This window comes from Mycobacterium sp. ENV421 (genome assembly GCF_002887815.1).
In the GTDB taxonomy this organism is placed as follows: Bacteria; Actinomycetota; Actinomycetes; order Mycobacteriales; family Mycobacteriaceae; genus Mycobacterium.
Genome location: NZ_PDHO01000007.1, coordinates 88159 through 101769 on the forward strand (window position 1 = coordinate 88159; position 13611 = coordinate 101769).

At 62.5% G+C, this 13611-nt stretch carries 11 protein-coding genes; 4 read left to right on the top strand and 7 right to left on the bottom strand.

From position 1 onward, the window contains the following. The first annotated feature begins 16 nt into the window (after nucleotides 1–16). Nucleotides 17–727, top strand: a complete 711-nt coding sequence (gene rplA, locus CRM90_RS11280; protein ID WP_102807063.1) for a 50S ribosomal protein L1 — start codon at nucleotides 17–19, stop codon at nucleotides 725–727. Nucleotides 728–777: 50 nt separating this feature from the next. Here the strand turns inward: rplA and CRM90_RS11285 are convergent, their stop codons facing one another. The 5 genes from CRM90_RS11285 to CRM90_RS11305 all read right to left on the bottom strand — a co-directional run bounded on the left by CRM90_RS11285 (nucleotide 778) and on the right by CRM90_RS11305 (nucleotide 7201). Then, complete coding sequence (locus CRM90_RS11285; protein WP_233209281.1) at nucleotides 778–1752, bottom strand: endonuclease/exonuclease/phosphatase family protein; 975 nt, start codon at nucleotides 1750–1752, stop codon at nucleotides 778–780. Nucleotides 1753–1774: 22 nt separating this feature from the next. Then, nucleotides 1775–2683: an endonuclease/exonuclease/phosphatase family protein gene (locus CRM90_RS11290; protein WP_233209282.1), complete on the bottom strand. Its 909-nt coding sequence runs from the start codon at nucleotides 2681–2683 to the stop codon at nucleotides 1775–1777. A 144-nt stretch (nucleotides 2684–2827) separates the two neighbouring features. After that, nucleotides 2828–3340, bottom strand: coding sequence for an arsenate reductase/protein-tyrosine-phosphatase family protein (locus tag CRM90_RS11295; protein WP_102807190.1), 513 nt, complete (start codon nucleotides 3338–3340; stop codon nucleotides 2828–2830). A 49-nt stretch (nucleotides 3341–3389) separates the two neighbouring features. Then, a complete protein-coding gene (locus tag CRM90_RS11300) occupies nucleotides 3390–4850 on the bottom strand; it encodes a sugar transferase (RefSeq protein ID WP_102807065.1) in 1461 nt (486 codons plus the stop codon). A gap of 26 nt (nucleotides 4851–4876) precedes the next feature. Next, nucleotides 4877–7201, bottom strand: coding sequence for a UDP-glucuronate decarboxylase (locus tag CRM90_RS11305; RefSeq protein ID WP_102807066.1), 2325 nt, complete (start codon nucleotides 7199–7201; stop codon nucleotides 4877–4879). Between the two features lie 491 nt (nucleotides 7202–7692). On the opposite strand from CRM90_RS11305, the gene CRM90_RS11310 reads away from it, so the two are divergent. Beyond that, complete coding sequence (locus CRM90_RS11310; protein WP_102807067.1) at nucleotides 7693–8505, top strand: WecB/TagA/CpsF family glycosyltransferase; 813 nt, start codon at nucleotides 7693–7695, stop codon at nucleotides 8503–8505. 15 nt (nucleotides 8506–8520) lie between these two features. Here the strand turns inward: CRM90_RS11310 and CRM90_RS11315 are convergent, their stop codons facing one another. Further along, complete coding sequence (locus tag CRM90_RS11315; RefSeq protein WP_102807068.1) at nucleotides 8521–9330, bottom strand: class I SAM-dependent methyltransferase; 810 nt, start codon at nucleotides 9328–9330, stop codon at nucleotides 8521–8523. A 229-nt stretch (nucleotides 9331–9559) separates the two neighbouring features. Between CRM90_RS11315 and CRM90_RS11320 the strand changes: the two genes are divergently transcribed. Both CRM90_RS11320 and CRM90_RS11325 read left to right on the top strand, forming a co-directional pair. Next, nucleotides 9560–10522, top strand: a complete 963-nt coding sequence (locus CRM90_RS11320; protein WP_199189861.1) for a polysaccharide deacetylase family protein — start codon at nucleotides 9560–9562, stop codon at nucleotides 10520–10522. A gap of 316 nt (nucleotides 10523–10838) precedes the next feature. Continuing rightward, nucleotides 10839–12161, top strand: coding sequence for an arsenate reductase/protein-tyrosine-phosphatase family protein (locus CRM90_RS11325; RefSeq protein ID WP_158249008.1), 1323 nt, complete (start codon nucleotides 10839–10841; stop codon nucleotides 12159–12161). Here CRM90_RS11325 and CRM90_RS11330 read toward each other — a convergent pair. Next, complete coding sequence (locus CRM90_RS11330) at nucleotides 12110–13537, bottom strand: O-antigen ligase family protein (RefSeq protein WP_158249009.1); 1428 nt, start codon at nucleotides 13535–13537, stop codon at nucleotides 12110–12112. The genes CRM90_RS11325 and CRM90_RS11330 overlap by 52 nt on opposite strands. Nucleotides 13538–13611 lie beyond the last annotated feature (74 nt).

The window sequence follows — 13611 nt, forward strand, 5'->3', positions numbered from 1 at the left end:
CAATTAGGAGAACGAAATGAGCAAGACGAGCAAGGCCTACCGCGAAGCCGCGGAGAAGGTCGACAAGACCAAGCTGTACTCGCCGCTGGAAGCCGCGAAGCTCGCCAAGGAGACGTCGTCGAAGAAGCAGGACGCGACCGTCGAGGTGGCGATCCGGCTCGGCGTCGACCCCCGCAAGGCCGACCAGATGGTCCGCGGCACGGTCAACCTGCCCAACGGCACGGGCAAGACCGCGCGCGTCGCGGTGTTCGCGGTGGGGGAGAAGGCCGAGCAGGCCAAGGAAGCCGGTGCGGACATCGTCGGCAGTGACGACCTGATCGAGCTGATCCAGGGCGGCATGCTGGACTTCGATGCGGCGATCGCCACCCCGGATCAGATGGCCAAGGTCGGTCGCATCGCCCGCGTGCTGGGCCCGCGCGGTCTGATGCCGAACCCCAAGACCGGCACCGTCACCCCGGATGTGGCCAAGGCCGTCACTGACATCAAGGGCGGCAAGATCAACTTCCGCGTCGACAAGCAGGCCAACCTGCACTTCGTGATCGGAAAGGCTTCGTTCGACGAGAAGAAGCTGGCCGAGAACTACGGCGCTGCGCTCGACGAGATCCTGCGTGCCAAGCCGTCGTCGTCCAAGGGCCGCTACCTGAAGAAGATCACCGTCTCGACGACCACGGGCCCGGGCATCCCGGTCGACCCGGCCGTTACTCGGAACTTCACCGAAGAGGCGTAAAGCTTTTCGACCGGTGGCCGCCTACTTCGGTAGGCGGCCATTTGTCGTTTCTACGGCGTGGTGGGGTCTATGGGAACTCGGACCGTGACGAGCAGGGCGCGGTGGTCCGAGCCGGGTACTTCGATGGTGCGCACGGATTCCGCCGCGGCATTGCGGGTCAGTACATGGTCGATCGTTATCAGCGGCGGGATTTTCCGGTTGGAGGGGAAGGTCGGCGCGAATCCGGATCCGCTCTGTTGGACCGCGTCGCGGTAACCGTTGGTCAGCAGGTCGCGGAACTGGCGCATGTCGGGTGTGCTGTTGTAGTCGCCGCCGACGATGACTGCGGCAGGTCCTGCCGTTCTCGCGAAGTTATCCAATTGCACCTTCGCGCTTGCCATTCCACCTCGCCACTCCGCAACAGTGTTGGCGTCGCCGGCGATCGGTGAATAGACGTGAACGCTGGCGAGCAGTGGTTCGAAGCGCAGCCCGGGAACTTCAAGCCTTGCCGCCGGCATGCTCACGCCGCGGTGCCGGGGCGCCGACATAACGGAGACCGGATACCGGCTCCACATCCCGATTCCGCCCGCAGCTGGGGCCGGCAGCAAGTGCGAGTACGCGAATGCCTCATCGATACCGGCGCGCTGGAGGCGCGTTACCTCCTCGGGCGTCAGCTCGGACAACGTGATCACGTCGGCGTTGGCTTCAGCCAAGCTGACGACGAACCCTGGGTCGGCCTGACCATGGCGCAGATTGGACGACAGCACCCGGATATCTTGGTAAACAGCAATGTTGGCCGACCCGCCTAGGCAATACCACGACACCTGAACCCCGAGTGTGGCTGCCAGCACTACCACCGCGCTGATCGACACGACGACCTGGCGACACGTTGCCGCCACAATCAAGCCGGCAAGCGCGGCCAGCAAGACATAAGGCGATCCAACGGCCAGAACCAGACTCGGGATGTTCGCTATGGGCCGGGCGCGGGCGACCAGAGCCGCGGCGGCGAGTACCACCATGGCTATTGCCAGCGCCGTGAACGGCACCAGGCGAAGTCGACGACGAGAGCTAGCCCCCATCTGTCTGCGCCAGCATGGCCGGAAGCCGCACGGTCACCAGTAGAGCTCGATGATCGGACCCGGGGACATCGGTTGCCTTTAGTGAGGTCGCGGTCGCCCCGCGGGTAATGACGTGGTCGATGGCCAGCACTGGCGGCAAGGCTGAGTCGGCCGGGAACGTCGGTACGAAACCCACCCCGGCCTGATCGGCCGCATCACGGTAGCCGTTGGTGAGAAGCTCGCGGAACTGTTGTATGTCGGGGGTGGTGTTGAAGTCGCCCGCGACGATCACTGAAGCTCGGCCGGCATTGGACGAGAACCCGTCCAGTAGCGATTTGGCGTCGGCGATACCAACCTCCCATCGATCGACCGAGATCTGCCCGAAGGCGAGGGGCGAAATGATATGGACGCTGGCGATCAACGGTGCAGTCGAAACGCCGGGCACCGCGACGTGAGCTACCGCAGTCAAGAGATCGCCATTTATCGTCGGCGAAGTCGGAGTGAGCGGATAGCGGCTCCACAACCCGATCCCGCCGGAATCAGGCGCGGGGAAGAGGACGGCGTAAGGGAACGCCTCGCCCATTCCGGCTCGCGAAAAGGCTTGGGCCGCTTCTGGGGTCAGCTCAGACGCGGTGACAACGTCCGCGCTGGTCTTGGCGAGCGTGACGAATGGCGTGGCATCCGCCTGCCCCTTACGCAAGTTCGACGACAGCACCCGCAGGTCGACAGCCGAGCCGGCGGAAGGGCGCGACGAGAAGTAGCGCGGCACTTGGAGGGCCACGGTCGTCGTCATTACGAGTACGGCGGCGACGACGAGGACTATCCGACGGGATAGCGCCGACAGAACCAAGCCGCCGAGCGCGATGAACGGCGCGTATGCCGATCCGACACTGAGGGCAAGTCCGACGATGTTGGACACCGGCAGGGTTCGCCCGATCAGACTGAGGACGGTGACCCCGACAGCCGTGACCGCGACTGTGGTGATCAATACGCGACGTCGACCGAACATCTCAGGTCCATCCTCCCCACACGCCGCATCTCGGACGGGAGCCGCCGGCAGTCCTTATCGGCAGAGTCCGATTATCGGTGGTAAGAGGCCCGCGATGTGTGCGCCGACCTCGGCGAACACCTCATCGGATTGACCGATCGGGTCCAGGATGTCCAACAAATTTCGGTCGACCAGATGTGGCCGCAGAGCCGGCAGGTCGGATACCGATTGGGCATCGTGTTCGGCTACGAGTCGCGCGGCTTCACCCAAGGTGAATGTTTTGTGGAGCTTCGTCGGTGCGACATCCAGGACAGCGTCGCGGTGCTGCCTGGTCATGGTGAGGATCAGATCGGCACCGGACGCGATTTTGGAGTTAAGTTGGCGCGCGCCAAAATTGGATGCGTTGCCGCCCGACTCTTCGATGATCCGGGCCGCGCTTGTGTGGATGGGGTGACCGATGACGGCGCGGGTTCCCGCGCTCGTGGCTTTGAAGTCCGCTATGCCGGCATCAGCAGCCATCGCGGCGGCAAAGCGCTCCGCCATGGGCGATCGACAGATGTTTCCGGTGCAAACAAACAGGATGTGCAGGGCACACCTTCCGCTCGTCAAAGGGTGCGGCGAGAGTGCTGGCTCCCGGTCAATAGGCGCCGCTTCGCCCGAACACGACCTTCGGCGTCTTGGCGATGATGCGGAGGTCCCACATCAGCGACCATGATCCTACGTACACCGAGTCGAGGTGCTGAAGGTCGGCGTAGCTTAGCTGGCTGCGCCCGCAGACCTGCCACAGTCCGGTAATTCCCGGCTTGACGTCGAGGCGCGCCAATGCAGCACCGTCGATGCGATCGGACTCTTCGGTGGGCAGCGGTCGCGGGCCGACCAATGACATTTCGCCGCTGATCACGTTGAGCAGCTGAGGTATCTCGTCGAGGCTGGTCTTGCGGATGAACGCGCCCACCCGCGTCACCCGTGGGTCGCATTCCATCTTGAAGAGCGGGCCGTCGGATTCGTTGAGTTGCGCGACCGTGGTGCGCAATTGCCACGCATCGGCCGTCATCGAGCGGAACTTGAAGATGCGGAAGGGCTTGCCTCCGCATCCGATCCGTTCCTGACGGAAGAAGACGGGTCCGCGGCTGTCGAGTTTGATGGCGATGGCCACCAGCAACATCGCCGGCGAGGCCGCCAACAAGGCGAGGCTCGCGGCGGTGACGTCAATGATGCGTTTGATGATCCGTGCGCCGGGGCCCAACGAGGCCGTCGGCAGGTGCATCAGGGTGAGGCCGTGGAGCTCTTCGGCCTCGCTGCGCCAGTTGTGAAGTTCGAAGTAGCGGGGGATCTCCGACACCGGCACCCGGCCATGGAGCTTGCGCAGCGCGTCGAGCACCGTCATGTCGCTGGCGTTGGGGAAGCCGACGATGACCCGGTCAATTTGGTATGCCTCGCAGACAGCGGGAAGGTCGGCGAGGCTGCCGAGCGCTTGAGCGCCGGCCGGCGCTTCGTCGTCGACGTGCCCGACGACAAAGGTATCTGTGCACCGGCGTAGCCGCGAGGTCAATCGGTCCGAGATGGGTCCGGTACCCACCACCAGAATCCGGGTCACAGTCGGATCGATCGTCCGCGCCACGAGACGGCGCCCGAATGGAACCAGGAGGATCGCCGGCAGCGTCATAGCCACGGCCGCGGTCAGTGTCATTCGGCCGCCACGCAGGACGAGAGCGTCGAAGGCCAGAGCCAGTAAGGCGGCGGTCGGCAGGCAGCGTGCGACGGCAGCGGACCGCCACCACTCGCTGGGGCGGAGCCGTGCGGCGGGGCGCCGGTACAGACCGTGCAGATGCAGCGCGACTGCCATCGCGGCCGCCGCCAGCAGAACGGCACCCGGACCGAGAGAGCCCGCGCGCTCAGCGCTGAGGTGGCTGAGGACTACCGCCCCGATGGACGCCGACGCCGTCAGCATCACCAGATCCGAAACCTGTAGGAAGTAGCGATGCCGAAGGCCGATCTTGTGGGCCTGCTGGGTATCGGTGTACGGCTTCTTCGGTACCGGAGCAGTCCGCCCAGCGTCGTAGTTGTTCGATCGCGGCGGCGTGATCTCAATCGTCATGGTTTCCCCCCAAGGACATTATGCAGTCACCACCCGAAGCCCACCAGTCTCAATCCTGATCCGGCAAAATTGGCCTCCGGAAGGCAGTTCCGTCCGTCGATGACCAGGTCGCCCCGCATGACGCGACGGAGGGCGACGGGATCGATGAGCCGGAACTCCGGCCACTCCGTGGTCACGACCACAGCGTCCACCCTGTCGGCGGCCTCGTAGACGTCTCTGGTCGTGCGGATCGCGGCCCACTCTTCCGGCAGCGTTTTGACTACGGGATCGTAAGCGGACACTACCGCGCCGGCGACCAGCAGTCGGCGAGCAATGTCCAACGCCGGGGCGTCCCGCAGGTCGTCGGTGCCGGGTTTGAAGGTCAGGCCCAGCAGCGCGATCCGGCGGCCCTTCAGCATGTGCAGTTCGCGTTGAAGCTTGCGGACGACACTTGCTCGCTGCGAGGTGTTGATCCCGACAGTGGCCTGCAGCATCGACGGCGAATAGCCGTACTCCTGGCTCGACGAAATCAGCGCGGCGACATCCTTGCCGAAGCAGGAACCGCCCCACCCTACGCCGGGGCTCAAGAAGGAGTTTCCGATCCGGTGGTCTGCGCCGATCGCGGGCAGCACCTGGCGCGCGTCCGCGCCGAACAGCTCGCACATCTGCGCCATCTCGTTGGCGAAGCTGATCTTTGTGGCGAGGAAGGCGTTGGCGGCGTACTTGATCATCTCGGCCGAGGCCAGATCTGTGGTGATCAGAGCGGGATGGTGGCTACGGTGGCCGCCGTCGAAGGACTGATCGAGCACAGGCGCATAAAGCTCGGCGACCCGGCTGACGTCGGACGTGGCGCCGCCGAGCACGATGCGATCCGGATAGAGGAAGTCGTCGATGGCCGACCCCTCCCGCAGGAACTCCGGGTTGGACACCACGTGGAACGACAGTTGCCTGCTTCCCTGCAGCGCGTCTTCCAGGATTGTCCGGGTCCAGTTGCCCGAACCGACCGGCACTGTCGACTTGTTCACGATCACGACGCCGGCACGCAGGAACGGCGCCAGGGACTGGATCGCGCTTTCCAACTGCGCAAGGTTGGGGGCGCCGTCCGGGCCGGGTGGGGTACCGACGCAGAGAAACACGAAATCCGCGTCGGAGAGAGCTTCGGCGGGGGCGTCGGTGAAACGGAGGCGGCCGGATTTCAGGACGGACTTCAACAATTCGGGCAGCCCGGGTTCGACGAACGGGGCTTGTCCGTTGTTCAGCTGCTCGGCACGCAGTGAGTCGCTGTCCAGGCCGCAGACGGTGTGACCCAGTGATGCCAAGCACGTCGACGTCACCGCACCGACGTAGCCGGTACCGATCACCGCGACCTTGTGGGCCGGATGTTTCAGCAAGGCCGGGCTGGTCAGCGATGTCGAAGCCGTCAGCAGAGTTGCGCCGTCGATCTGAGCCCGGAAGAAGTCGACGGTCTTCGACAGTCCTTCTCGGACATCAACTTTCGGCTCCCAATCAAGTTCGGTGCGCGCCAGTGTGATGTCGGGCTGCCGCTGCGACGGGTCGTCGTGGGGACGGTCGGTGAATTGGATCTCCGATTCGGACCCGGTCAGCTCCCGGATGAGTTCGGCCAGTTCCAGGACGGTCAACTCGTAGGGATTGCCGATGTTGACCGGACCGGCGAGGTCGGAGAACAGCAGCCGGAGCGCACCTTCGACCAGGTCGTCGACGTGGCACACCGAGCGGGTTTGGCTCCCATCGCCGTGAACTGTCAGGGGGTCCCCGGTCAGCGCCTGATTGATGAAGTTCGGGACAGCCCTACCGTCGTTGCGGCGCATCCGCGGGCCGTAGGTGTTGAAGATCCGCATGATCGCGGTGTCGACGCCGTGCTTGGTGCGGTAGGCGGTGGTCAACGCCTCGGAGAAGCGCTTAGCCTCGTCGTAGCACGAGCGAGGCCCGACAGGATTGACGTTGCCCCAGTAGCTCTCCGGCTGGGGATGCACCAGCGGGTCGCCATACGTTTCCGACGTCGACGCGAGGAGGTAGCGGGCGCCCTTTTCCTTGGCCAGGCCGAGGGTGTGCAGCGTTCCGAGCGAGCCGACCTTCAATGTCTGAATAGGCAATTCGGCATAGTCGACGGGCGAGGCGGGCGAAGCGAAATGCAATACGTAATCGACGGGCCCGGGAATCGAAATGTAATCGCTGATATCAACCTTTATCAGCCGGAAGCCGTCGTGGCCTTGCAGGTGAGCAACGTTGTCCGGTGAACCGGTCACGAAGTTGTCAAGGCAGACCACATCGATGTCACGTGCCAGCAAACGCTCTGCGAGGTGCGAACCGACGAATCCGGCACCGCCGGTCACAACCGCCCGTTTACGCACTACGCCCCCCATTGATCCGCTCGTGTACGAGCCGTTGCCCGCGACATCGGCAGGGTTTCCGGAAGGGGGAAAGTGTCGGCAGAAGACGCACGCGGGACAGCGATCATCTTTCTCCGAACCACTCGAAAAACCCCCTCCGTGACCCACGAAAAGTCGTCGTGGGACGGTACCCGCCTGGTCAGTGACGCTATCACCGGGAGGTCGGCCGCAGCAATCGAATCTGCAAAGCCAGACGGCGCCTGGAATCCTTGAACTGGCAATGAGGGCACTCCCTCGAAGCGACCAGTGGCAGCACTGGCGGGAGCTACTTGTTTGCCGAGACTTTCGGGTCGCGTCGCTACGCAAGAAGACGTGTAGTGGTGGTGAACGAATCGGTTTGCGCGTGCAAAAAAAGACGCGGGTTCTTGGGATCTGCTTGGATGTCTGAGACGAAGTTCGCAAGGGGCATTAACGGGGAGACGTTGATCTAGCTCCGCTTCCGAGGGGGCATAGTGGTTGATGAGCGCGCGACATCGGGGATTGGCGATGCGGACCGCGTTTCGATCTTCGGCAACACCGTTGCCAATCTGACCGAATCCGAGGCGCTCGAATGGCTCGAGCGTGGGGTGCAACCCCACAAGAGCCGCAAGATGTACATCGTCAACGCGCACACCCTGAACACGGCCGCGTCTGATCCGGCCTACGCCGCGGTGCTGCGGCGGGCTGACCTCGTGGTCGGCGATGGGACCGGTGTTCGGCTCGCGGCGCGGGTGCGCGGCGTTCGGATGAAGGCCAACCTTGTCGGAACAGATCTGATGCCCAACTTCTTCGCGGCAACGGCTGGACGCGGCTACCGATGCTTCCTGCTCGGCGCAGATGCCGACAGCATCGAGCGCGCTGCCGACTACTTCCGGCGGAACTTCCCAGGATGGATACTTGCCGGCTATCACCACGGCTACATGACGGCAGAGAACATCGACTCGGTCATCGCGGCGATCAACGAAGCCGCACCCGAACTCTTGTTGGTCGGCATGGGCAACCCGCTGCAGGAAACGTGGATCGACACCCATGCTGCCGCGATCGACGTCGGGGTTTCCGTCGGTGTCGGCGGACTATTCGACCATTGGGGTGGCAACCTCAAGCGGGCCGCGCCGTGGGTGAGGCGCATCGGGTTCGAATGGGTCCAGCTGTTGCTGCAACAGCCACACAAGGCGCGCCGCTACCTGGTCGGTAACGGCGTATTTCTCTGGAGGACGGCGCGCACACGCTCCAGCGACCTGCGATTGACGTCGGCGGCCGGGGGCGGACGTGGGTCGTCCGACTGAGGGCAAGATGTTCCGCTACTCCGGGCGGTCGAAAATCAGAACGTTGGTGAACGCGAAGTGCGGGGGACCGCTGTGGCGGAACCAGGCCGAGTTGAAGTCGTGGATGACCTTCTGAAGCACTGGCGCCGGCACCCGAGCGTAGGCCTCGGTGAATTCGCCTGATCTCCGGGTCCGGAGTCGGAGACCGTGCTTCTCGAACTCGCTGATCAACCAGGCGGGCCGCGCCTCCCGGGTCATCACCTTTCCCGCATCGGTCTCTCGCCACTTTTCGATGCCCGCGTCCGTTCGGACAACTTTGCGCTGCCTCCGCAGCGCTCTCAGTAAAGTGCGCTGGGCGGCAGACTGGAGAGAGTTCATGTTGGCCTCGTGGACCACGAGCGCACCCCCTGGTGCGACAACTCTGGACAACTCTGCGATCGCGGCTTCTAGATCTGGGACGTGCATGAGAACGCCCCAACACAAGACGTATTCGAACTCGCCGTCGGCGTAGGGAAGGGCACGCAAGTTTCCCTGACGGAGGGTGACTCGGTCGCGGACGTTGTGTTCGTCGACTCGCTGCCGGGCCGACTCGAGAATGGCCTCGGAAAAGTCGACCGCCTCCACGCGATATCCGCGCTCGGCCAAACGAATTGAATGAGAACCGCTCCCGCAGCCCGCATCAAGAAATCTGGCTCCAGTTGGGGCGGCGAGAGCCTTGAGGATCTCGACGAAACACTCGTTGTAGAAGCGTTCGTTAGCACCCTGCCGATAGTCCGATGCCCACTCGGCGTGGATGTCGGGCTTCGACAACGTCGCTTCCTGTTCGTTCGTGTCCGCTTCGCGCATGGCGGCGAGCCTCCCCCGGTCCGTCTGATGAACGCTTCGGGCTCAAGCGTAGCTCCGAACGTGGTGCCGCATCGCTTTGCGACGAATACGATTGCTACGACCTGTAGCTGTCATCGGCCCGAACCCTGGCCCGGCTTGCTCGGCCCCGAAAGGGCGAAGCTTTGGGTGGCGTCCTGACCGCTGTCAACGACCTTTTGAAAATGCCAGCGCGCTTGAATAGGCTGCAATAGTGGATAAGCGTCCCGCGTTCTTGATCACCATCGATACCGAAGGTGACAACCTATGGTCGTCTCCACGTGACATCAAGACCGAGAACGCCAAGTGTCTGCCCCGTTTTCAGGCACTTTGCGACCGCTTCGGGTTCAAGCCCACCTACCTGACCAATTACGAAATGGCGGTTAATCCCGAATACGTCGAGTGGGCGCGAGATCAACAGTCGCGTAACGCAGCTGAGGTCGGCATGCATCTTCACGCATGGAATAGCCCGCCGCTCGTCGCGCTCACCCAAGATGATTTTCGCCACCACCCCTATCTGCCCGAGTATCCGGACGAGGTGATGCGGGAGAAGATCGAATTCATGACTGACCTCCTGACGGCGAGCTTCGGTCGTCGGCCAACCAGTCACCGTGCCGGTCGTTGGGGATTCGATGAGCGGTATGCGCGGATGCTTGTGGAGTTCGGCTACGTCGTCGATTGCAGCGTCGTACCCGGTGTCACGTTCGCCGTCCACCCCGGAGACCCAAATGGCAAGGGAGGGCCCGATTATCGGACCTTTCCAGAGCATGCGTACTGCCTCGATCCCGAGAATATCCGTCTGGATCGACCGGGCGGTCTTCTTGAGCTCCCGGTCACCACTATGTGCAGGCGTCCGCGATTCTCTTGGGCGGGACGTCTGCCGAACATTGCCGGTAAGGTTGGTCGCCGTCTGGAAGGCTTCGTTTGGCTTCGGCCGAACGGCCGCAATATCGACGAGATGCTGTGGTGCGTGGACAAAGCGGTAGCGGAGAAGCGTCTTTACCTCGAGTTCATGCTTCACTCATCGGAATTCATGCCTGGCGGCAGCCCGACTTTTCCGGACTCCCGCTCGATCGAGGTGCTTTATGAACAGCTCGAGAGGCTCTTCGAGCACATCGCTGAAACCTTCGCAGGCGAGACCCTCACGGGATACGCCGAAAGGCTGAGGTGTGGCTAGACGCATCGTAGTCATCGGCAGTGACACCAGGTCGTTCCTCAGTGTGATCCGCTCCTTCGGGCGGAATGGGTCGGAAGTCGATGTGGTACCGCTCCAGGATCATGATTCGGCGCTGCGCTCCAAGTACATTCGACGCGTCCATCGCATTGGCCTACCTCAACGGCGCAAGATGGAGTGGGCGGGCGAACTAGCGGCTTTGGTGAACGCACACCGTTATGACTTGGTAGTCCCGGTTGACGATCGTTCAATAATTCCCGTCGATGAATTCCGGAGCATGTTCCGCGGGAAGACCGCCCTGGCGATACCGAGCACAGACATGATCGAGACCGTCAACTCGAAGGGCGCGATGCGGGAGTTGGCGCGTTCGGTCGATGTGCCGGTCAGCGCCGGCATGCTCGCTGAAGATGCTGAGCAAATTCGATTGATCGCTCAAGAGGTCGGGCTGCCCTGTGTCCTCAAGCCCGTTTCTTCTTATTCACGCGCGCAGGTCAATTCGAAGCAGTACGTCCGTAAAGCGTTCACTCAGCAGGACCTCGAGGCCTTATTGAGCGGCGAGTTCAAAGACAAGCCAGCGGTCATCGAGCGAAACTTCATAGGCGTCGGAGTGGGCGTGACCGTCTTGTGCCGCGACGGCAATGTCCTCGCCGCTATGCAACACCAACGTCTTCATGAGCCGCTCCATGGCGGCGGATCGAGTTATCGCAAGACCACGCCACTATCTGATGATCTCCTCGGATACACCTCGAAACTGATGACAGTCGTTGGGTATACGGGTGTGGCCATGGTCGAGTTCAAGCGCAACCTCGACACCGGCGAAGCCATATTCATCGAGGTAAATGGACGATTCGCCGGCTCCTTGCCGCTCTGTCTAGCCGCAAAGTTTGATCTTCCTACGTGGTATGGAGACATGCTTCTCGACGGCCGTAGTGATTTCCCGACGGCTTACCTCATCGGGCGTTACGCACGGGCCATCTCTTCTGAAGCCCGTTGGTTCAAGCACAATCTGCGAGCGGACAAGAGCGACAAGACTCTTGCGACGGTACCGGTCTACAAGACGCTTCTCGAGCCTCTTCGGTTCTTCGCCGGTGCCGAAACCCTCGACTCGATGCCTCTCGATGACCTTCAGCCGGGGAAGGACGAGCTTTCGCAGCTTGTTCGAGAACGGGTGCTGTACCGCCGCTATCAACGCCCGCCTGTCAGACGCGACAAGAGGTTGCCAACAGGTTCGCGCGTGCTTGTCGTGTGTAAAGGCAACATCTGCCGCAGCCCCTTTGCCGAGAAAGTGCTGTCGAATTTGCGCTCGGACCTAACCGTCGAATCTGCGGGCTATTACCCGGTGGACGGACGACCAAGTCCTCCTGCGGCGGTGCAGGCGGCGAGCGATTTCGGCGTTGACCTGACACACCATCGATCAAAAAAGCTCACCGACAACATGCTTGCATCTGCCCACGCAGTTATTGTTTTCGATCGGGAGCATTTCGTCGAGCTCGCGCTCTATCACCCGGCCGCGATATCGAAAGTCTTTGCATTGGGCGCGACTTACATCGAGGATCCGTTTGGTAAGAGCTTCGACGAATTCGTCGAATGCTATCGGGAAATCGCGGAGCTTTGCGGTGCCCTTGCGGAAACCTTGCGCTGATTGCCTGGTCCGACGTGCAGCCTACGTTCGTCGCCAGCCGGGCAGGGAACTGTTCGATCGGATGTCGCGTTGCTCTTGGCTTCGTCAACGAAGGTCGGTCTTGGCATGACTGCGCACACGATGAGCGGAGCGAGAAGTGTCAAGAAAGCGGGGTTGGAGTCGATGACATTGAACCCCGTCGCTGAAACCAAGAAAGCCACGATCCCTGCAGCTGCGCCAGCGCGAGAACGCCTCATCGCGACGCCCACAATCACGCCTAGGCCGAGCAACAGGAGCAGAGAAGCGGGAACTCCGATGGAAACTACAAGCTGGAGAGCTGAGTTCTCAAGTGCATCAGAGGAATCGCTCTGTTCATAGACAAGATTCGACGTTCCAGGACCGAAACCGAACCAGGGATGCTCGCTAATGAGGCGCTGAGCCGAATCGACCAGTGCGGAGCGATAGCTTGCCGAGTTAGCTGCCTCCTCAGAAGCATTGCGACGACTCAACAGAGGGGAGAACGCAACAGCTCCGAAAAATGTAGCTCCGGCCACCAGCAGCACCAGGCGTCGACCACGGTGGCCCCTCTCCTGCGTGGTCGCCGCTCCTGAGCGCGCGGAGAATATCCCGATCACCGCCGATACGCCGACGGCGATGACGCTCGTTCGAGAGACCGACAGGACGATCGCAGCAAGGGCTCCGACCGCGCATAGCCAGTAGGGTCCCTGGCGGGCCCTCGGTGAGGGGAAGACGCAAGCCACAAGCGCGACGCTGGCGACGAGACCCGTGGTGAGCGGGTGCCCGAGGCTCGTTGTCGTTCTGAAACCAGATGTCCACGTGCGCACGTACACGTACCACTCTGTCCACGGATTCAGGTGGAGGAAGAAGTCGCAGACCGCGAGCACACCAAGAAAGAGCCCGATCCCCCCGAGAGTTGGACGCAGAGTCCGCCACACGTCGTCACGGCACACTTGACCCAGTAGGGCGGGGGCGACGACGCAAACGATGAAAGCCGCCGTCCACGCGAAAGTTCGATTGCTGTTTTGGGTGTATGCCGCCGAGGCTAGAAGAAGCATCAGGAACGGCGCAGCGATGAGCCCGCCACGGATGGTGGCGCGGCGATCAGCTACGGCCAGGCGGAACATCCAGACCGCAATGATGATCACCGCGGGAGTCAGATAGCGGCCCACCAGAATCGGCACACCGATATAGCCGATCGGGAGTAGTACGACGATCCAGAGAGCCGCCGCGGGTAATGCGTTTCGGGGAACAAGGCAGACCGCGACCGCGCCGATAACGCCGCTGCACAACAAAGCTGGCCACGATTCAGCCCACATGCCGTAAACGCCGAGCGCGCCGACCATGATCAGCAGCAGAATCGGGCTGACCAATTGCATCGAACCACCCGTTGATGCCGTGGTCCGATCAGTTGCCCCAGTCGTCACCGTGGCGCCTACCCCCATGGTCATGA